The organism is Paracoccus onubensis (assembly GCF_003591515.1).
GTDB classification, from domain to species: Bacteria; Pseudomonadota; Alphaproteobacteria; order Rhodobacterales; family Rhodobacteraceae; genus Paracoccus; species Paracoccus onubensis.
Genome location: NZ_QZCG01000005.1, coordinates 199,965 through 219,705 on the forward strand (window position 1 = coordinate 199,965; position 19,741 = coordinate 219,705).

The 19,741-nt window shown below is 65.6% G+C and carries 21 protein-coding genes, 1 pseudogene and 2 riboswitches; of the genes and pseudogenes, 6 read left to right on the forward strand and 16 right to left on the reverse strand.

Features of this window, described 5'->3' with window-relative positions; translation table 11 throughout:
• Positions 1–8: 8 nt before the first annotated feature.
• Genes D3P04_RS08970 through cbiE form a run of 5 tightly spaced genes read right to left on the reverse strand, consistent with a single transcriptional unit; the run spans position 9 to position 3,934 of the window.
• On the reverse strand, positions 9–323 hold the full coding sequence (locus D3P04_RS08970; protein ID WP_119748004.1) for a DUF1636 family protein: 315 nt from the start codon (positions 321–323) through the stop codon (positions 9–11).
• Positions 320–1,627, reverse strand: a complete 1,308-nt coding sequence (locus D3P04_RS08975; RefSeq protein WP_119748006.1) for a cobyrinate a,c-diamide synthase — start codon at positions 1,625–1,627, stop codon at positions 320–322. Before D3P04_RS08975 ends, D3P04_RS08970 begins: the two co-directional genes overlap by 4 nt.
• Complete coding sequence (gene cobM, locus D3P04_RS08980) at positions 1,624–2,397, reverse strand: precorrin-4 C(11)-methyltransferase (protein ID WP_119748008.1); 774 nt, start codon at positions 2,395–2,397, stop codon at positions 1,624–1,626. Before cobM ends, D3P04_RS08975 begins: the two co-directional genes overlap by 4 nt.
• Positions 2,394–2,756 carry a cobalamin biosynthesis protein gene (locus tag D3P04_RS08985; protein ID WP_119748215.1) on the reverse strand — a complete coding sequence of 121 codons (363 nt, stop codon included), beginning with the start codon at positions 2,754–2,756 and terminating at the stop codon, positions 2,394–2,396. Before D3P04_RS08985 ends, cobM begins: the two co-directional genes overlap by 4 nt.
• Positions 2,753–3,934: a precorrin-6y C5,15-methyltransferase (decarboxylating) subunit CbiE gene (cbiE, locus tag D3P04_RS08990; protein ID WP_119748010.1), complete on the reverse strand. Its 1,182-nt coding sequence runs from the start codon at positions 3,932–3,934 to the stop codon at positions 2,753–2,755. Before cbiE ends, D3P04_RS08985 begins: the two co-directional genes overlap by 4 nt.
• Between cbiE and D3P04_RS08995 the strand changes: the two genes are divergently transcribed.
• Positions 3,933–4,673 carry a cobalt-precorrin-6A reductase gene (locus tag D3P04_RS08995; protein ID WP_119748012.1) on the forward strand — a complete coding sequence of 247 codons (741 nt, stop codon included), beginning with the start codon at positions 3,933–3,935 and terminating at the stop codon, positions 4,671–4,673. The two genes, cbiE and D3P04_RS08995, sit on opposite strands and share 2 nt — an antisense overlap.
• Here D3P04_RS08995 and cobJ read toward each other — a convergent pair.
• From cobJ to D3P04_RS09030, 7 genes are read right to left on the reverse strand one after another with little or no spacing between them, the layout of a single operon-like run.
• The gene (cobJ, locus tag D3P04_RS09000) at positions 4,652–5,386 is read right to left on the reverse strand and encodes a precorrin-3B C(17)-methyltransferase (protein WP_119748014.1); all 735 of its coding nucleotides are present in this window, start codon (positions 5,384–5,386) and stop codon (positions 4,652–4,654) included. The two genes, D3P04_RS08995 and cobJ, sit on opposite strands and share 22 nt — an antisense overlap.
• Positions 5,383–6,102, reverse strand: coding sequence for a precorrin-2 C(20)-methyltransferase (gene cobI / locus D3P04_RS09005; protein WP_119748015.1), 720 nt, complete (start codon positions 6,100–6,102; stop codon positions 5,383–5,385). Before cobI ends, cobJ begins: the two co-directional genes overlap by 4 nt.
• Positions 6,099–6,728, reverse strand: coding sequence for a precorrin-8X methylmutase (locus D3P04_RS09010; RefSeq protein ID WP_119748017.1), 630 nt, complete (start codon positions 6,726–6,728; stop codon positions 6,099–6,101). The genes cobI and D3P04_RS09010 overlap by 4 nt, the downstream gene beginning before the upstream one ends.
• Entirely contained in the window at positions 6,712–7,833 is a 1,122-nt protein-coding gene (locus tag D3P04_RS09015; RefSeq protein ID WP_182912792.1) for a hypothetical protein, read from the reverse strand. Before D3P04_RS09015 ends, D3P04_RS09010 begins: the two co-directional genes overlap by 17 nt.
• Positions 7,830–11,075, reverse strand: coding sequence for a cobaltochelatase subunit CobN (cobN, locus tag D3P04_RS09020; RefSeq protein WP_119748021.1), 3,246 nt, complete (start codon positions 11,073–11,075; stop codon positions 7,830–7,832). The genes D3P04_RS09015 and cobN overlap by 4 nt, the downstream gene beginning before the upstream one ends.
• A 1-nt stretch (position 11,076) precedes the next feature.
• A complete protein-coding gene (cobW, locus tag D3P04_RS09025) occupies positions 11,077–12,111 on the reverse strand; it encodes a cobalamin biosynthesis protein CobW (protein ID WP_182912796.1) in 1,035 nt (344 codons plus the stop codon).
• Entirely contained in the window at positions 12,111–12,473 is a 363-nt protein-coding gene (locus D3P04_RS09030; protein WP_119748025.1) for a DUF1636 family protein, read from the reverse strand. Before D3P04_RS09030 ends, cobW begins: the two co-directional genes overlap by 1 nt.
• Positions 12,474–12,591: 118 nt before the next feature.
• Positions 12,592–12,803: riboswitch (cobalamin riboswitch) on the reverse strand.
• A 196-nt stretch (positions 12,804–12,999) separates the two neighbouring features.
• Positions 13,000–13,211: riboswitch (cobalamin riboswitch) on the forward strand.
• Positions 13,212–13,365: 154 nt separating this feature from the next.
• Here D3P04_RS09030 and D3P04_RS09035 point away from each other — a divergent pair.
• Genes D3P04_RS09035 through D3P04_RS09050 form a run of 4 tightly spaced genes read left to right on the forward strand, consistent with a single transcriptional unit; the run spans position 13,366 to position 16,638 of the window.
• Positions 13,366–14,373, forward strand: coding sequence for an ABC transporter substrate-binding protein (locus tag D3P04_RS09035; protein ID WP_119748027.1), 1,008 nt, complete (start codon positions 13,366–13,368; stop codon positions 14,371–14,373).
• Positions 14,370–15,434: a FecCD family ABC transporter permease gene (locus D3P04_RS09040; RefSeq protein WP_119748029.1), complete on the forward strand. Its 1,065-nt coding sequence runs from the start codon at positions 14,370–14,372 to the stop codon at positions 15,432–15,434. The genes D3P04_RS09035 and D3P04_RS09040 overlap by 4 nt, the downstream gene beginning before the upstream one ends.
• A complete protein-coding gene (locus D3P04_RS09045; RefSeq protein ID WP_119748031.1) occupies positions 15,431–16,216 on the forward strand; it encodes an ABC transporter ATP-binding protein in 786 nt (261 codons plus the stop codon). The genes D3P04_RS09040 and D3P04_RS09045 overlap by 4 nt, the downstream gene beginning before the upstream one ends.
• Positions 16,204–16,638, forward strand: coding sequence for a pseudoazurin (locus D3P04_RS09050; protein ID WP_119748033.1), 435 nt, complete (start codon positions 16,204–16,206; stop codon positions 16,636–16,638). Before D3P04_RS09045 ends, D3P04_RS09050 begins: the two co-directional genes overlap by 13 nt.
• An 81-nt stretch (positions 16,639–16,719) precedes the next feature.
• On the opposite strand, the gene D3P04_RS09055 is transcribed toward D3P04_RS09050, so the two are convergent.
• The 4 genes and pseudogenes from D3P04_RS09055 to D3P04_RS09070 form a co-directional block, all read right to left on the reverse strand.
• Positions 16,720–17,277 carry a 2'-5' RNA ligase family protein gene (locus D3P04_RS09055; RefSeq protein WP_119748035.1) on the reverse strand — a complete coding sequence of 186 codons (558 nt, stop codon included), beginning with the start codon at positions 17,275–17,277 and terminating at the stop codon, positions 16,720–16,722.
• A gap of 92 nt (positions 17,278–17,369) precedes the next feature.
• Positions 17,370–17,918: a carboxymuconolactone decarboxylase family protein gene (locus D3P04_RS09060; RefSeq protein ID WP_119748037.1), complete on the reverse strand. Its 549-nt coding sequence runs from the start codon at positions 17,916–17,918 to the stop codon at positions 17,370–17,372.
• Positions 17,919–17,930: 12 nt separating this feature from the next.
• Complete coding sequence (locus D3P04_RS09065) at positions 17,931–18,791, reverse strand: carbon-nitrogen hydrolase family protein (RefSeq protein ID WP_119748039.1); 861 nt, start codon at positions 18,789–18,791, stop codon at positions 17,931–17,933.
• A gap of 59 nt (positions 18,792–18,850) precedes the next feature.
• Positions 18,851–19,273, reverse strand: a pseudogene (locus tag D3P04_RS09070) (ATP-binding cassette domain-containing protein); the annotation flags it as partial.
• 2 nt (positions 19,274–19,275) lie between these two features.
• Between D3P04_RS09070 and D3P04_RS09075 the strand changes: the two are divergent.
• The gene (locus D3P04_RS09075) at positions 19,276–19,620 is read left to right on the forward strand and encodes a MurR/RpiR family transcriptional regulator (RefSeq protein WP_232844941.1); all 345 of its coding nucleotides are present in this window, start codon (positions 19,276–19,278) and stop codon (positions 19,618–19,620) included.
• Positions 19,621–19,741: the final 121 nt, after the last annotated feature.

Below are 19,741 nucleotides of genomic sequence, written 5' to 3' on the forward strand. Positions count from 1 at the left end.
CGCTCGGGTCAAGCGGCGGGAATCCGCGCCAGCACCTTGAACCGCAGCCGTGTCAGCGGGCGGGCATCGTGGATCACGCCCTTCGGATCCGCCCGGTAAAGCCCGAGAAAACGGCGCAGATCGTCAAGATCCCCTTCCTCTACCGGGCCGAACAGCCATGCCATGCGCCCCGGCGCCCGCACCGCGACCGAACCGCCGCTGCGGCAGCCCGACAGACAGGCCGACGCGCGGATCCCGCATTCCTCACCGGCTATGGCCCCGGCGATCATCGACAGCCGGCGCGCGCCATCCGGGCATTCGGAGCAGACGAAGATACAGGTCATGCCGCCCGCTCCGCTCCGGCGATCAGATGGAAGAAAGTGCCGGTGACATTGCCCCGCCGCGATCCGGTTTCGGGAACCGCCGTTCCGTCCGCGTCCACCACAGCGGCCAGCGGCCGATCGGGTTGCGACTGGATGGTCGAATAATGGAACTCGTGCCCGCGCAGTCTTGCGCCCGCCTCATGCCCGGGCATCGGGGCGGTCAATCGCGCCAGACGGTAGCCCAGATGCATCCGGCGCTTCTCATAACTGGTGACCAGCCCCAGCAGCCCCGCCATAGGATGGATCACGCCTTCGCCATCGGTCAATGCGCTGCCCAGCACCATATAGCCGCCGCATTCGCCATGCACCGGGCGATCCGTCGCAAAGCTGCGCAACCCGTCCATAAACCCGCGCGCGCCCGAGATCCGGCCGGCGTGAAGTTCGGGATAGCCGCCCGGCAGCCAGCAGATATCGGCATCCTTTGCCGGCGCCTGATCGGCAAGCGGAGAGAAAGGCAGAATTTCCGCGCCCTGTCGTCTCCAGCCGTCCAGAATATGAGGATAGACGAAGGAAAACGCATCATCCTGCGCCAGCGCGATCCGCTGCCCGGGCGGGGGAAGCAGATGTTCCGACAAGGGAACCGGCCTGCCCTTTGCTGCCGCGCGGATGGCATCCAAATCGATATGCCCGCGCAGAAAACCGGCATATCCGGCGATAGCCCGGTCCAGATCCGGATGTTCGGCAGCCTGCACCAGTCCCAGATGCCGCTCGGGCAGGGTCAGGTCGCCTCGTCGTGGCAAGGCGCCGAAGACGGGGATCCCCTGTTCGTCGAAGGCAAGGCGGCACAGCCGTTCGTGACGGGGCGAGGCGACACGGTTCAGGATGACGCCCGCGATATGCACATCGTCGCGAAACCGCGCCATGCCAAGCGCCATCGCCGCCGCCGTCTGCGCCTGCCCCGACACATCCAGCACCAGCACCACCGGCCAGCCGGTCAGAGCGGCGATATCCGCGCTTGCCCCGTTGCCGCTTTCGCCGGCGCGGGCAACGCCGTCGAAAAGCCCCATCGAGCCTTCGGCCAATGCAACCCCGCCGCTGCGCGCCAGTTGCGTCGCCAGTATCCCTTGCGTCATCGCCCAGCTGTCCAGATTGAACGAATCCCGTCCGCAGGCCGCGCGGTGAAAGGCCGGGTCGATATAGTCCGGGCCGCATTTATAGGGCTGCACCGGCACACCCTCTTCGGTCAGACAACGCAGCAGCCCCAGCATGACCGTGGTTTTGCCGGTGCCCGAGCGCGGGGCCGAGACGATCAGCCCCGCCGTCACGGTTTCACCGCATCGGCCCGGCCCGCACGAAAGCGGCGGTCGTAATCGGCGGCATAAAGACGGCTTTCGTCAAACCCCTCCTGCGCCAGTACCGGGCCGACAAGGATCAGTGCCGTCCGCTCTATCGTGCCGCCGACCTGAGCCTCGATATCGGCCAATGTGCCGCGAATGATCCGCTGATCGGGCCAGCTTGCGCGCCAGACGACAGCCACCGGACAATCCGTGCCGTAATGCGGCAGCAGTTCCGCCACCGTCTCGGCCAATCGGTGAATGGACAAGTGAAGCGCCAGCGTCGCTCCGGTTGCGGCAAAGGCGGCAAGGCTTTCCCCCCCGGGCATGGGCGAGGCGCGGCCGGGTGTCCGGGTCAGCACCACGCTTTGCGCGAGGCCGGGCAGCGTCAGTTCCACCCCCAGCGCGGCGGCCGCAGCGGCAAAAGAGGGAACGCCCGGCGTCACCGTATAGGCGATCCCCGCCATGCGCAGGCGCCGCAACTGCTCGCCCATTGCCGACCAGACCGACAGATCGCCGGAATGCAGCCGCGCCACGTCGAGTCCCTGTTCATGGGCCGCCGCGATCTCGGCCATGATCGCGTCCAGATCCAGCGGCGCGGTATTCACGATCCGCGCCCCTTCCGGGCAATGGGCCAGCACCGCCCGGGGAATCAGGGATCCCGCGTAAAGACAGACCGGCGAGGCAGCGATCAGGTCGCGCGCACGCAGCGTCAGCAGATCGGGCGCCCCCGGCCCCGCACCGATGAAATGCACGGTCATGAATTCTCTCCTGTTTCGGCAAGGGCCGCCGTCGCCATCCGGTCGGCCGAGACGACCCGCACGACCAGCAGCCGGCTGTTCGCGCCCGCCGCCAGCGCACAGGCTTCGGCGACGCTGCCGGTGCCGTAGACATGCAATGAAATCCGGCTTTGCGTCGGCGTGGCGATACGGGCCAGCGTTTCGCATGGGATCGGCGTCACCTCGAACCCCTGCGCGATCAGTTCTGAAATCAGCGGATCGTCCCGTTTCGCCGCAGGCACGGCAAGGCGGCGCAGACCGGTTGCCCCGGCACGTTCCATCGCATCAAGGACCGAGCCGATTGTGGCACCGCTTCGAAACCCGATACCGGCGATCTTCATCGCAGGACCCTCCATTGCGTAACGGGATAGGATGATTTCCAGCCGCGCCTGCCACCGATCGGCGCGGCTTCGGACAGATCGATGCGCAGCAGGCTGCCGCCTTTCGCCGCCTGCCATGCGGTCAGCAGCGCCTCGGTCTCCAGCGTCACGGCATGCGCGACGATCCGGCAGCCCGCAGGCAGGCGCTGCCACAATGCGCCCATCAGGGGGTCATCTGCTCCGCCGCCGATGAATATGGCATCGGGATCGGGCAGATCGGGCAGCAGCTCCATGGCGCTGCCCTGCCGGATTTCCAGCCGATCCATTCCCAGCCGTGCCGCATTCCCCGCCGCCCGTTGCGCCCGGGCAGGATCGCGTTCGATCCCGATGCAGCGCGTCGAAGGATGGGACAGCAGCCATTCGATTCCGACAGAACCGGCCCCCGCGCCGATATCCCACAGAAGTTCTCCGGGCCGCGGCGCCAGCGCCGACAGGGCCAGAGCCCGCACCGGGCGCTTGGTAATCTGGCCGTCATGGGCAAAACAGTCATCCGGCAAGCCCGGCGCACAGGGTATAACCCTGCCGCCGCCCCGGACCGACAGGGCGACAGCAACCAGATCGCCGATATCGTCGAAATCCAGCCCATCGGCGCTGGCCTCGCGGATCCGTTCGCGCGGGCCGCCCAGATATTCCATCACCGTCAGGATGCTGTCACCGAAACCCTCGGCGCTCAGCCACGCGGCCAGTTGCTGCACCGCCGCCCCGTCGCGCAGAGTCAGGATGGCCCGCCGCCCCGGCACCAGTTCCTGCCGCAGACGCGGGATCGGCGCGGCATGAAGCCCAAGGCACAACGTCTCTTCGATCCGCCAGCCCATGCGGGCGGCTATCAGCGAAAAGACTGAAATCCCCGGATAGGCGCGCCATTCATCCCGCGCCAGCACCTGCGCCAGCGCCCCGCCCGCTCCATACCAGAAAGGATCGCCCGATGTCAGCACAGCGACCGGCCTGCCCCGCATCGCCAGAACCGGCTCGATCGAGAACGGCACCGGCCATTCGCGCCGGTCGGGATGGGCAATCATCGCCAGATGACGGGGACCGCCAAAGACGGCTTCGGCCAGTCGCAGCGCATTGAGGCTTGTCATCGACAGCCCGTTGACGCCATCTTCGCCGATACCGATGATCGAGAGCCACTCAGCCATGACGACCCTTATCCTTGGCGGCACGACCGAGGCCAGCCGGCTTGCCGCAGCAATGGCTGAACGCGGCCTGCCCGCCATCCTGTCCTATGCCGGACGCACCGAAGCGCCGCGCATCCAGCCCGTGCCCATCCGTATCGGCGGTTTCGGAGGGGCCGGGGGATTGGCGGATTGGCTGCGGGCGAACCGGATTTCGCGGATCGTGGATGCAACCCATCCCTTTGCCGCGCAGATCAGCCGCAACGCCGTCACGGCCAGCGCCCTGACCGGCCTGCCGCTGCTGGTCTTTCAGCGGCCCGAATGGCAACCCGGTCCGGGCGATGACTGGACCGAAACCGCCGATATCGCCGCCGCTGCACAGGCACTTGCCGGGCCCGGGCGGCGGGTCTTTCTGGCGATTGGCCGCCAGAACCTTGCGGCTTTCGCGCGCCAGCCCCAGCATCATTACCTGCTGCGTCTGGTTGATCCCCCGGCCAGCCCGCCGCCGCTGCCCGACCATCATGTGGTGATCGCGCGCGGTCCCTTCGACCTGGCCGGGGATCAGGCATTGCTGACGCGCCACCGGATCGACCTGCTCGTCGCCAAGAACGCCGGCGGCACCGGGGCCGAAGCAAAGCTGATCGCGGCCCGCGCCCTGCGCATCCCGGTTCTGATGATTGCCCGCCCCAAGATGCCGGATTGCCCGGTCACCTCGCGGCTCGAAGAGGTGCTGAACTGGTGTCATGCCGATCTCGGCGTATAGACAAACCGCCCGATCCGGCGCGTCAGCGACGATCCGACCAGCACCATCGTCCGCATATCCGCCATTTCGGGGCTGGCCTCGGCCAGCGTTACTGTGCGGATCTGTTGTTCCGGGGTCGATACCGCACGCGCGAAGGTGATCAGACGATCGGCGCCACAGCTTTGCCGCAGCAGATCCAGAACCTGTCCGAACTGATGCGGACGGCTGTTTGAACGCGGATTGTAGAAAGCCATCGCGAAGTCACCCTGCACCGCAAGCCGCACCCGATGCAGGATCAGATCGAAGGGTTTGAGATTGTCCGACAGGTTGATCGCGCAGAAATCATGCCCAAGCGGCGCACCCGCCGCCGCCGCAGCAGCCAGCATCGCCGTTATTCCCGGCAATACGCTCATATCCAGCGCCTGCCATTCGGCCGGACCGGCCTCCATCGCCTCGAAAACCGCCGAGGCCATGGCGAATACCCCCGGATCGCCCGAGGATATGACGACAACCCGCCGCCCTTCCGCCGCAAGCCGCAGGGCCAGCGCGGCGCGATCGAGTTCCACCCGGTTGTCGGAGCCATGCAGCACCAGCCCGTCACGCGCCGGGATCCGGGCGACATAGGCCGCATAACCGATCACATCGGTCGCGTCGCGCAATGCCGCCTGCACCTCGCGCGTCACCATCCCTTCGGCGCCCGGACCAAGCCCAGCAATGACCAGCCAGCCGCTCATGGTCTGCGCCCCTGTCCATGGATCAGAACGATCGAGAAATAGGGCACCGGCCCCTGAACCTCGGCCAGCGGGCAGACACGTTCGGCAGGCATGGTGCCATGTTCGACCAGCCATGCCTCGGCCAGCCGCCCCGCCGCCGCGATGGCTCTGCGCAGGCGCGGCAGGTTGCGGCCAATCTTCATCACCACCAGCGCATCGGTATCGGCAATGCGGCGCGCAAGCTCTGCTTCGGGCAGGGTGGCAGGAAGGATGGTCAGGATATCGTCGCCCCATGTGATCGGCCGCCCCGTCGCGGTCCAGCACCCGGCCATGCCCGGAATGCCCGGCACCACCTCGACCAATTCCGCTGGCAGGCGGGCGTGCAGATGCATGAACGAGCCGAAAAAGAACGGATCGCCCTCACACAGAACGACCACATCGCCATGCTGTGCGGCATTCACAAGCCGCCCGGCCCATTCGTCGTAAAAACCCCTGAGCATGGCGTTATAGGCGGGATCGCTGACCGGGATTTCGGTCGTCACCGGATATTCCATCGCCAGTTCCGCCACATCCCCGGGCAGCAGCCCCTCGACAATGCGGCGGGCCTGCCCCATGCGGCCCGGCTTGCGGAAATAGGCCACCGTCGCGGCATTCGTCAGATGGCGATGCGCGCGCAGGCTCATCAGATCCGGGTCGCCGGGGCCAAGGCCGATGCAGACGATCTTCCCCCCGCTCATTCCGCAGGGCCCGCCAACGCATTGACGGCAGCCACCGTCATGGCCGATCCACCCGGCCTTCCGCTGACGATACACCACGGCACCGGATTGTCAGCAGCCAGCGCCGCCTTTGATTCCGCCGCGCCGATGAAACCTACGGGGCAACCGATGATTGCGGCGGGGCGGGGACAGGCGGGATCCTCAAGCATGTTCAGCAGATGAAACAATGCGGTCGGGGCGTTGCCGATGGCGACCACGGCGCCTTGCAGATACGGGCGCCACAGTTCCAGAGCGGCAGCCGAGCGGGTAGTGTCCAGTTCGGCGGCCAGCCCCGGAACCTCTGGCGCGCGGAGCGTGCAGATGACCGGGTTCGAGGCGGGCAAACGGGCGCGGGTGATCCCTTCGCTGACCATGCGCGCATCGCAGAGGATTGGCGCGCCGCGCATCAACGCCTCTCGCGCGCGGATGGCGAAGCCGGGGGCAAACCGGATCCGCGGGGCCAGTTCGACCATGCCGCTGGCATGGATCATGCGAACGGCGACGGGTTCTTCCTCGGGCGTGAAGCGGGCAAGATCCGCCTCGGCGCGGATGGTTGCGAATGAGGCGCGATAGATCGAGGCGCCATCGGTTTCATAGCTGTGAGGCATGCAGGTCACTCAATATGCCGGGAAGGTCGTCCGGGTGAAATCCGCGCCGCGCCGGGTGATCCGCAGGCGCGCCGTTCAGGATCAGATCAAACCGCCCGTCGCGCCCGGTCAGGGTCAGATCGGCGGGGCCGGGATGCGCGCAACCCTTGGCGCAGCCGGAAACATGCAGGGTTCTGCCCGCCGGAAGATGCGGCGCAAGGCGGTTGGCCAGCGCGAATGTCCCGACGCTGGCCGAAGGGCAGCGGGGCTTGCCGATACAGGCGGCGATACGCAGGCGGGGGTCGCCGGGATCCCCGATCAGGTCGTCATGAACGGGCAAGGCGGCGTCACCCTCGGCCAGCACGCCCCGCCAAGGCGTCAGGCGGACCGGCGCAGCGGCAAGATCGCGAAAGGTTCCGGCATTGAGACGCCCGAAGGCGACGGCGCGGTATCTGCCGCCCGGTCGTAACGGCGCGACGGTCAGCGGCGCGTCATCCGCGCGAAGTTCAGGGGTTTCGCCAGCGCTCACCAGCCGCGCCATGCGGGTCGCTTCACCCGCCCTTGCGGCGAACCAATGGGCAAGCTCGATGGCGCGGGTGATCGCGTTGGCCGCTGTCACATATTCGCCCCGCGCCATCCCGTCGGCACGCAGGATCAACCCGTGCGGGCCGCGCTCGATGCGGATATCGGCCGGGGCGGCGCCAAGGATCGCAGCCGGTCCAGTATCGATGGCAAAGCCGAATTTCGCGGGCAGGACAGGAAGCTCGCGCAATCGCCGGGTCAGCTCCCCAGCCAACGGCAGGGTATCGTCATCCGCCCTCCAGATCGGCGTCGTCAGCAGGTTGCGCCGGCGTTCCAGATCGGTATCGCCATCGATCAGCCCCTGCCGCCGCAGCGCGGCCTGAACCGCCGCCAGATTCTTTGCGGATACCGCCCGAAGTTGCAGATTCGCGCGGCTGGTCAGTGTTACCGCTCCGTCGCCATACTGCATCGCCAGATCAGCGATCAGCCGGATTTGATCGGGCATCAGCCGCGAGACATGGGGCCTGATCCGCAGGATCAGCCCGTCGCCCGCGGGCATCGGCGTCAACGCGCCGGGACACCAGCCCTTGACGGTTCCGCTCATCCCATACCCGCCGTCAGACTGTTCGACCGGCTGTGCCACAGGCCGGATTCGGCCAGCGCGGCGAAACATGCCTGCATCGCGGCCAGCGCCTGCGGGTTCCGGTCGCGCAGGAATGCCACGACTTTCGGGTCGCCAAGGGTCGCGCCATGATACAGATCGAAAAGATGCGGAGGCACGACTCCGGCCAGATGCGCGAAAGCGGCCATGTGATCCAGCGTCGCGGCGATTTCCGCCCCGCCCCGGAAACTATGCCGCATCATCGAGCGGATCCAGCGCGGATTGGCGGCGCGGGCGCGGGTGACGCGGGCGATTTCCTCGGCCAGAGTCCGGGCACGCAGGGCTTCGGGCCGGGTGGCGTCCAGATGATAAAGCGACGCCACCCCGCCCAGATTGACCAGAGCGGCGGCAAAGCCCGCCTCATGCGTGGCGTAATCCTCGGCCAGCAGCAGATCGGTTTCCGGCAGATCCTGCATATGCACAAATGCATCGGCGCGTTTCAGCCGCGTTTCCAGCACCGCGCGGGCGGGGAGCCCATCGGCGGAATGGGCTGATGCTGCCAGCCATGCCTCGCCCGCCCGCTGCCGCGCCTCTGGGGTGAACTGTGCCATGGACATGCCCAGCCCGTAGCTTGCAGGCGGGGGCGCGAAAACGCGCGGACCGGGCGGGGCCGCGACATAGGGATTCATGTCGGCAGCCTCATCCCGCGCCGCAAGCGCATCGGTCGCGGCCTCGAACAGCCGCGCGAGATCGGGGAACACATCGCGGAACAGGCCCGAGATACGCAGCGTCACGTCGATCCGGGGCCGGTCGAGCAATGTCAGCGGGATGACCTCGAAGCCGATGACCCGGCCTGATTGTTCATCCCATTGCGGCGAAATTCCGGCCAGATGCAGCGCCATGGCGAATTCTTCCCCCGCCGTGCGCATCGTCGCCGAACCCCAGAGGTTCACGACCAGCCCCTGCGGATAATCGCCCTGATCCTGCAAATGCCGTCGCAGCAATTCTTCGGCCAGCCTGATCCCCTGCGTGTAAGCCGCGCGAGACGGCACGGCACGAGGGTCCGTGCCATAGAGATTGCGCCCGGTTGGCAGCACATCAACCCGGCCCCGGTAAGGCGAGCCCGATGGCCCCGCCTCGATCCACCGGCCTGCCAGTGCCGCGATCAGACCGGCGCTTTCCGCCGCGATCGAGGCGGCTTCTCCCGTCAGCCCGCCAGTCCCGGGCGTGCCGCGCCCCCAGATATGCAGCCCCTCGCCGAATTGCGAATCCTTCACGTCGCAGACAAACCGGTCGATCAGCGGAATCGCTTCGGCGGCGCTGGCATTGCCGGGAATGCCCAGATCATCCTCGACCCCTGCTGCCTGCGCGGCCTCTCTGATCACAGAAATCAGCCGTTTCTGACGCGGCGCGTCCAGACCGTCGGCCATGGAATATTCGTCAAGCAGCCGTTCCAGCCGCGTGAACTGCACCGGAGTTCCCGCCTGCGCCAGAGGCGGCGGCAGATGGCCAAGCGTCACCGCGCCAAGGCGGCGGCGGGCCTGTGCCGCCTCGCCCGGATCGTTGACGATGAAGGGATAGATCACCGGCAGCGCCCCGGTCAGCACCTGCGGCCAGCAATCGGGCGACAGCGCCGCCGCCTTGCCCGGCAGCCATTCCAGCGTCCCATGCGCTCCGATATGGATCAGTGCATCCACCTGCGTCTGAAGCCACAGATAGAAGGCGACATAGGCATGGCATGGTACGCGCGTGACATCGTGATATTCGCCTTCGCGATCGGGATCACGGCTGCGCTCGGGCTGAAGCGCGATCAGGGCATTGCCACGACGGGTGGCGGCGAAGGCGAAACCGGCGGCGGTCAGGGCCGGATCATCTTCGGGACGGCCATGCGCTTTTTGCAGCGCTTCGCGCAGGGATCGCGGCAGCCGGGCAAGTGCCTTGCGGTAATCGTCAAGCGGCCAGAGGATATGCCCGGTTGCCAGCGCCTGTTCAAGCGGCTGGCCATCGGCGACCGTATAGCCCGCACCCGCCAGATCGGACAGCATCGCCCCGGCCGAAGCGATGGCATCCAGCCCGACCGCATGGGCCATCCGATGCGCCTTGCCGGGATATGTGGACAGGATCAGCCCAACCCGTTTTTCCGCCGCCGGGATTACCGCCAGCCGGTGCCATGCTGCCACCCGCGCCACCGTGGCCGCAACCTGCACCGGATCGGCGCTGTGGCGGGGGCAGGCGAATTGCAGATCGGGATCATGGGCCGCGCTGTCCTTGAACGAAATCACGCCCGCTGAAATCCGCCCGTCAACCTCGGGCATCGCGATATGCATCGCCAGATCCGACGGCGAAAGCCCACGGTCGGAATCGGCCCATGCCTGACGGTCACTGGTTGCATGGATCACCTGAAAGACCGGCACTCCGGCCAGATCGAGTGGCGATCCGCTGTCCGATCTGGCCGAGAATGCGGTGGCGTTGACGATGGCGGCCGGGGCAAGCCCGGGCAGGACCCGGCGCAGCCAGCCGGCGGCCCCTTCATCCTTGAGGCTTGGGACGAACAGCCCGCAAGCGTCGAAACCCGCATCCTCGAACGCCTCGATCAACGCGCGGATGCCGCCGGTATCCGCCGCTGCAAGCCAGGCGCGGTAAAAGGGGATAATGACAAGCGATCGGCGATCCGGCGCGGCTGGCATGATCCCGGCCTGAGGATACCAGAAACCGAAGGCGGGCAGCGTTTCCGGTCCCGGCACCGGATCGGCGGGCAGGCCCGCGGCCAGCGCAAGCTGCGCCAGCGCGCCCTGCGCCGCGATCTCGCCCCCGGTATCGCACAGCCTGCCCAGCCTGCGCAGGATAGAGGGTGGAATGGTCGAGGCCCGGTCAAGCGCCTGATCAGTGCGCCCGTCGCCGGGCAGAAAGGCCAGCGCGATCCCGTTCTGCCGGGCGAGGCGAGAGACCTGCTCGACGCCGTAGGACCACCATGACATGCCGCCGATCAGCCGGATCAGGATCGCTTTCGCACCGGACAGCGTGCGCTCGATATAGGTATCGACCGACAGGGGATGGACCAGCGCCGACAGATTCACCAGTCGCAGCGATGGCAGGGATTCGCGCCCGCGCCGCCATCCAGCCGCGAAAGCCCCCAGATCGCTGTCGGAAAAGGACAGCACCACCAGATCCGCGGGCGTCTGCCCGAGATCGCGGGGCGCCGCGCTTTCCTCCAGCCCATGGCTTTCCCGGAACAGGACGTGCATTTCAGGCCAGCGCCCGCTCGACGGCGCTGCGGTCGATATCGCCCTTTTCGGCGATCACGACCAGCCGGCTTTGCCGGGTCTGGCTGCCCCACGGACGGTCGAACTGATGACGGACGCGGGGGCCGACGGCCTGCACCAGCAGGCGCATCGGCTTGCCTTCGACCGCGACATGTCCCTTGACGCGCAGGATGTTCCGGGCGTTTGCCAGCGCCTCGATCCTTGCTGCCAGCGCCTCGGGGTCGCTCTGTTCGGGCAGGTCGACCACGATCGTATCGAAATCGTCATGGTCGTGATCCTCGAAACCGTCATGATGCGAGGGCCGCGCGTCAAGGCTGTCCTCGGCCGCAGCGCCCAGACCCAGCACCACACGGGCGTCGATCGCGCCTTCCGCCAGCACCAGGACCGGCAGGGGGCGCGGTGCCTCGGCCGCGATAATCGCGCGCGCCTTTGCCACGCCCTCCTCGCCGGCAAGATCGGGTTTGGACAGCAACACCAGATCGGCACAGGCAATCTGATCCTCGAACACTTCGGACAATGGCGTTTCGTGATCGGCATCCGTGCCGTCGCCCGCATCGGTATTGCCGGGCCGCGCCGGATCGGGGGCGAAACGGCCCAGCGCCACCGCCTCGGCATCGGCCACCGTGATCACCCCGTCAATGGTGATGCGCGAGCGCAGATCGGGCCAGTCGAACGCCTTGAGCAACGGCTTGGGAAGCGCCAGCCCCGAGGTCTCGATGACGATATGGTCCGGGCGCGGCTCCATCGCCATCAGTCGCTCGATCGAAGGGATGAATTCGTCGGCGACGGTACAGCAGATGCAGCCATTGGTCAGTTCGAGGATATTCGCCTCGGGGCAGTTCGCATCGGCGCATTCGCGGATCAGATCGCCATCGACGCCGACATCGCCGAATTCATTCACCAGAACCGCAAGACGCCGCCCATCCGGGTTGCGCAGCAATTGTCGTATCAGCGTGGTCTTGCCGGCGCCGAGAAAGCCGGTGATGACGGTGACGGGGGTTTTTTCCAGAGACATGATCAGACCTCGAATGGGGGGATGCGGGCAATGGTGTTCTTGCGGATGATTTCGGGGCGTTCGCGCCACGGCACGATCCCGTCATCCGTTGCGCCATAGGCGCGATACATCTCGATCAGATCGGCAAGGTTTCTGTCGGGATCCAGCCCGCCCTGCACATAGGTCCAGAGTCCGGCTCCGCGCAGCACCACGGCACAGCCGTGCGTGCAGGCGGACAGGCATTCCTGCCGCCGATGCGCAATTCCGGCAGCCGTCAGCGCATCCGACAGGCGTTGCCCGTCGCGTTGGGTCAGGGGGGTGGCCTGCGGATCGGCCCCCGGAAAACGGCAGGTGGTACAGACCACCAGTTCGAATGTCTCAGCCACGCGGCCCCTCCGGCCTGATCGTTTCTCGGGCGGCGGGATGGATCGGCCGGACTTCTCTGGCTGGGCCAGAAAGGTTCAGGACGACGACACACCCCGGTCGCACAGTTCATGGCGGTCCCTTGCGGAACCGACGCTGGCAGGTCTCCCGGCTTGCGGATGTCAGAGGAACTGGCCTCTGGCGGGTGCCCTGCCTTCCCGGCGCATCTGCGCCAGTGGCGGTGGGCAACCTCTCCGGTCACGGTCGCGGGGGCGGCTGCGCTTGGGCCTGATGGCTTGTCGCATTCCCTCTTCGCCTGCCCTAAGGCAGGAACCAGCGATGGCAGAAGCCAAGCCACGGACCGGACCCAAAGTCAAGCGAAGTTACGATGAGTGAACGCCACACAATGGCGGGCGAAGCCCTTTGGCGCACCGAAAAGCAGATGGAAATCAAGGCTCAACACGCCAAACAAAGGATGAGACCGGCTTTCCGCCGATCCCGTTCGCGGCTCCGGAGCCGTTACGGCGCTTGACTGCCTTCACCGTCTCGGGCATTCCACTTGCGATGGTTCCCGGGAAGGCTAGGCCGACCGGGTGAAAAGGGAACGCGGTGAGGTGCTGCCAAACGGTGCCGATTCCGCGACTGCCCCCGCAACTGTAAGCGGAGAGCGTGGCCCGACAGCCACTGGCGCAGATGCGCCGGGAAGGCGGGACACGCGGCGACCCGCGAGTCAGGAGACCTGCCATCTTCACGTCAACCAACCCGGGCGGGGTGCCCCGGAAGGAGGAGCGATGACTGGATGCAGTTCCTGGCGGAAGCCGACCGCCGACCTGTCCCTGCCGGCAGAAGCGCCGTCTTGCCTTGGTTTTACGCGACCTTCCCACCCTGTCCTTCACGTTCAGGAAGGACATCAGCATGAAATTGACTACCGTTTCGATCGCCGCGATGGGCATATTGATGGCAGTTGCGGCATCCGCCGCGCCGACCGAATATCCGCTGACCATCGATAATTGCGGGCACGAAATCCGGTTCGACGGGCCGCCCGAGAATGTCGTCTCGATCGGACAGGCCGCAACCGAGGTTCTTTACGCGCTGGGCGCCGAGGATCGCATGGCGGGCACATCGCTGTGGTTCAACGAGGTTCTGCCACGTTTTGCCAAGGCCGATGCCGGGGTCGAGCGGATCGCCGACAATATGCCCAGCTTCGAGGCGGTGGTGAACAAGCGTCCGGGTTTCGTGCCCACCATGTTCGAATGGATGATCGGCCCGCAGGGCGTCGTCGGCACGCGTGAGCAATTTGCCAATCTGGGCATTCCCACCTATGTCATGCCGCCCGATTGCGAGGGCAAGGACAACCTTGTCGGCGCGGATGGCACGCGCCTTGCGCCATTCGACATCGCTACCGTCTATAAAAGCATCGACCAGATGGCCACGATCATGGACAGGCAGGATCGCGGCGCGGAACTGGTCGCCGAATTGAAGACGCGCGAGGCTGATGCGGTCAAACGTGCCGAGACGCTCGATTTGCCTGATGCCTCGGCGGTGGTCTGGTTCTCTTCCGCCGATCTCGAACTCGATCCCTATGTTGCCGGCCGCAAGGGCATTCCGGCATGGATGCTGGACGCACTGGGCCTGCGCAACGTGATCGAATCCGATGAGGAATGGCCGACCGTGGGCTGGGAAAGCATCGCCAGGGCCGATCCGTCGGTGATCGTGATCGCCCGTATGGATCGCCGCCGTTTTCCCGCCGACGACCATGAGAAAAAGCTGGAATTCCTTAAATCCGATCCGGTCACCAGCCAGATGACCGCGGTGAAAGAGGACCGTATCGTGATTCTCGACGCCGAAGCCATGCATGCCTCGATCCGGCTCATCGATGGTCTGGAAACGCTGACCGAGGCGATGGAGGCCTTGCCGCGATGACTCTGGCCCTGATCGGAACCCGGCCCCGGCGTCGCGGCCTTCGGGCGTTCCACGGAATCTGGATTGTCCTGATCCTGATCGCCGCACTGCTGGCAGGGATTTGCATCGGCGAGACGCGGATCCCGGTCAGCACGGTTTTACAGGTGATGGCCAACCGGTTCTGGGATGCGGGCTATGTCCTTGACCCGATAGATGAGGGCATCATCTGGTCCTACAGGCTGCCCCGCGCCCTCGTCGCCGGCGGATGCGGCACCGCATTGGCGGTTTGCGGGGTGATCCTGCAATCGCTGCTGCGCAACGCGCTGGCCGACCCCTATCTGCTGGGTATCTCCGCCGGTGCTTCGACCGGCGCGGTTCTGATCGCGGTCGTCGGGATCGGTGCGGCGGCCGTGCCGATGTCGGCAGGCGCGCTTGGCGGCGCTTTGCTGGCCTTTGGCCTTGTCGCCCTTCTGGCACGCATGGCAGGCGGCGGCACGGGATTGCGCGGCGCCGGGCAGATCATTCTGGCGGGCATTGCCGGATCGCAACTGTTCAACGCCATGACCTCGTTCCTGATCGCCCGCTCCGCCAATGCCGAACAGGCCCGCGGAATCATGTATTGGCTTCTGGGCAATCTGTCCGGGATTCGCTGGGACGATGTCTGGCTGGCGCTTGCCGCAGCGATCCTGCTGCTGATCGTCGCGTTCTGGCATATGCGGGCGCTGGACGCCTTTACCTTCGGGGCGGAATCCGCGGCCTCGCTTGGGATTCCGGTCAGGCAGGTTCAGGTGGTGCTGATCGTCGTCTCGGCGATGGCGACGGCGGTCATGGTGTCGATCACCGGCTCGATCGGCTTCGTGGGGCTGGTCGTGCCCCATGCTGCGCGGTTTCTGGTCGGGGTGCGCCATGCGCTGCTGGTTCCCGCTTCGGCCCTGATCGGCATGGTTTTCCTGATCGCCGCAGATATCATGTCCCGGATCATGATCCCCGGGCAAACCTTGCCCATCGGCGTCGTGACCGCCCTTGTCGGGGCGCCGGTTTTCGCGGTGATCCTGATCCGCGCAAGGACCGTATCGCGATGATCCGCGCCACCGATCTGAGTTGGCGCGCGGGTGGCAAGGCGATATTGCACGGGACCAGCCTGACCGTCGCCAAGGGTGAGGTCCTGGGGCTGATCGGTCCCAACGGCTCGGGGAAATCCACGCTGCTGCGGTTGCTTGCGGGGCTGTTGAAGCCATCTTCCGGCCATCTTGAACTGGCCGGAAGACCGCTGGACCGAATGCGCCAGCGCGATATCGCCCGCCTGCTGGCTTTCGTGGCGCAGCAGGCCGAGACCTCGGACCGGATTTCGGTTCGCGATGCGGTCGAGCTGGGCCGCACGCCCTGGCTGGACGCATTGCGCCCCTGGTCCGAAGAGGACGACCGGCATGTCGCGCATGCGCTGGCGCGTGTCGGCATGCAGGGGTTCGAGACCCGCGACTGGATCACCCTGTCGGGAGGCGAGCGGCAGCGCGTTCATATCGCCCGCGCGCTGGCCCAATGCCCCAAGGTCATGCTGCTGGACGAACCGACCAACCATCTCGATATCCACCACCAGCTTTCGATCATGCAGCTGGTCGCTGACCTGAAGCTGACAACGGTGATTGCGCTGCACGATCTTAATCAGGCGATGATCTGCGACCGGTTGGGGGTCATGCATCATGGCAGGCTGATCGCGCTTGGCCCTCCTGCCGGGATCCTCACCCCCGAGTTGCTGGAGAGGGTCTTTGCCGTTCGCATCACCGAACTGACCGACCCTTCGGACGGGTCGAGGATCATGCGTTTTCTGCCCTTAAACCGAAAGGAAACCACATGCGCTTTCTGACATTCATCGCGCTCTTGCTTGCACATCCTGCGGCTGCTGACGTTTTCGAAGTCAGGATGCTGAACCGGAATGACACCGGCGGCATGGTATTCGAACCCGAATATCTGGAACTGAAGTCCGGAGACCGGATCAAATTCCTGGCGACCCATCCGTCTCATAACGCCGCCTCGATGCCGGAAATGCTGCCGGAGAATGCGGAGCCCTTCAAAGGCCAGATCAACGAGGAAATCGAGGTCGAATTCACGGAACCCGGCTTTTATGGCATCAAATGCATTCCGCATTACACCATGGGCATGGTGATGCTGGTACAAGTGGGTGAGCAACCCGTTTCTTCGGCAGAGATCCCGGACGACCTTCCCGATCACGTCACCGAACGCCTTACCCGGATCGTGGAGCGCGCCCAAACCGGAAACGGCATCTAGACCAGCCTTGCCGGGCGGGCTGCCATTTGAAGCAGGCAGGGATGATACCGGGATCATTGGCAATCCGTAGCCCGGCCCCGGTCAGTCCCCGGTGCCGAGACGCCATCTTGCCAGATGGATATGCCGCCCTTCTCCCTGCACGCTGTCGATCAGAGCGATATCCCGAATGCGCCACCCGAGAGGAGCGGGCAAAAGACGTTCCCCATCGAAGCCTGCGCCATAGGCAAGCGTGACATGAGGCGTAACCCTGCCCGGTTTCGGGAATTTCGGGAATGTCCCGGTCAGGGCGCGGCCGACCGTCCGGGCAAGCTGATCAACCAGGATATCCGTTTCCGGCGTTCTTAGCACGATCGGCCGCTTTTTCTTTGCCCTGAAGGTCATCATCCGGTCGAAGGTGATATCGAATGACGGAAAGCTGAACCCGGCAAGGGCTCCGCTCAAGGCGCGGACCAGTCCCGGGTCCACCTCGTCATCCCCGATGACCGGCAATATGGTCATGTGAAGCGTCTTGTCGCGCAGCCTGTCGCCGGTGCCGACAAGCGGCCATATCTGCCGGACATGCCTGATGAAAGGCGGCGGCGGAACCGCGGCAAAGAAAAGGATGTGCCGGGGCCAGTCGGAAATCCTGTATCCACCCATGATTGCAACTTCCTTGCAGTTGATGTTGCATCATAGAACAAAAAGGGAACATTTTAAAGAGACCGGCAGGAAACCCGGCGGGGGAAACCGTTTCAGGTCATCGGATCCGATAACGGACGGTCGGCCAGCTCTGCCGTTACGACATCGTCGACCGGCGTGTCATAGGTCATCAGGAGATAACCTAGAACCGAATAGAAGCCGACGGTTGCGATCAGGTCAAATACGCCGTCGCGCCCTAATATTGCTGCCAGATCCGCCTCCAGCGCTTCGGGCAGACGCCGCTGGTCGAACAAGGCGTCAACCGCACGGGCGATCAATCCGTCCTCGCCCTCCGGCGCGCCACGCATGGCAAGGATGCGATCATCCGACATGCCAAGTGCACGGGCGCGGCTGACGTGATGGGTCCATTCATAGGCCGAACCCATACGGTAGGCCGCACGCAGGATCACCAGTTCCGAGCGAATCGCCTCCAGGGCGCTGTCCTTGACGACATGCTGCCGCAGCGGCGCCCAGGCCCGCAGCAAGGCCGGGTGATGCGCCATGGTGCGATAGACGTTCAACGCCCCGGCGAAACCCTTGCGCAGATCGAGAATCTCGGCGGGCCAGTCGGCATCCGCGAGCGGTGGGCAGGGAGAGGTCATGACAGACTCCGGTCAGGGAAAGTATTTCGCATAGATCTCGGGCGCGCGATCGGCCCAGATGCCGGTGAAGCCACGATAACGGGCAATCTGCGACAGGTCGATCTTGACGCGCAGCACATCTTCGTGGTCGTGATCCAGCGCGCCAAGCACGGTTCCATCGGGCGCCAACGCGCAGGAACGCCCGAAAAAGCGTTGCCCGCCGGTGCTGCCGCTGCGATTGCAGCTCAGGAAGAAAACGCCGTTCTCGACTGCGCGCGTATAGGCGCGGTGCAGGAAAAGCGCCTCATCGGCGACGGGGGCATCCTCGGCGCCGAAAGAGGCCCAGACCGAGGTCACGATCCCTGCCCCCTGCATTGCGAGAATGCGGGTGATCTCGGGAAATCGGATGTCGTAGCAGATCTGCATCCCCAGCCGCGTCTCGCCAAAGGCAAAGCTGTCGATCCGGTCGCCACGGGTGAAATACAGTTTCTCATTCTGCCATTGGTGGATCTTGGCATAGCAGCCCAAAACCCCCTGCGGCCCGATCAGCACCGAGCAGTTGCGCATCACTCCCTCGCGCAGTGGATCGCGCAGGCCCATGCCGATGACGATATGGCAGCCGTGCCGCTGCGCCGCCTCGGCCAGCGCCGCGATCTCGGGGCCGTCGGGCGTAGCGCAGGCGGCGTGCAGCGCGGCGGCGTAATCGGCCGGGGGCAGCGTCATCGCGCCGCCGGGAACCAGCGGTTCGACATAGCCGGTATTGGCGAGTTCGGGAAACAGAACAAGCCGTGCGCCGCGGCTGGACTCGGCGGCGATATGGTCGTGGATGCGACGCAGATTCATGGCCGGGTCCAGCGGCGCTACATCCATCTGGATCAGACTCGCATTGATCATATCGCGACCCCCGCCGGCTGCGACAGCCGGCTGCCGGACGCGAAATCCCAGTCACGGCCGGGGGCAGCGGCGATCAATGCGCGGGTATAGTCATGGCACGGACGGGCCAGCACTTCGGCCGCCGGACCCTGCTCGACCACCGAGCCGCGCCGCATCACCATCACCTCGTCGCAGATCTGGGCTGCAACGCGCAGGTCATGGGTGATGAACAGCACTGCGGTGTTCTGCTGTTCCTGCAATTCGCGGATCAGGGTCAGGATCTGCTTCTGAGTGGTCACGTTCAGCGCGGTTGTCGGCTCGTCGGCGATAAGCAACTTTGGCTTCAACGCCAGCGCCATGGCGATCATCACCCGCTGCCGCTGACCTCCGGAAAGCTGATGCGGATAGCTTTCATAGATACGCGGCGGATCGGGCAGATGCACCGAGGCGAAAACCTCCGGCGCCGCCTGCCGCCGCTCGGAGGGGCGCATCCGGCGACGGGCTGATGCGGGCCGGGGCCGAAGATGTGCTGCTGGTGATCTCGATCAGCCCTTACGCGCGCCACAGTCTGGAACTCGCCCAGCTTGCCCGTGAAAAGAACATGGGCGTCGTTGCCATCACGGATAGCGAGGTTTCACCGCTGATCGGCATCGCCGACGAGGCCATTCTCTGCGCGACGGAAAGCCCGACCTTCTTCCACACGCTTTCCCCTGCACTGGCCGTTTCCGAGGTGCTGTGCGGCCTGCTGGCAAATCGCGACCGCGCCGCCGCACTTGAAGCGCTGCAAAAGGCCGATCAGCACCTGCAGGGACTGAACACCTATGCCGGGGCCATCCCGAAAAGACAGTGAACGGGCCAGCATGCGAGAGGCTCTTGATAGACCGACCGGAGCGCCGTTCCCACCAGCCCCATCCTTTCAAGCTGGTACGCCGGAAAAGGCAGGTAGATTTCTTGCAATGGCCAGCGGCACC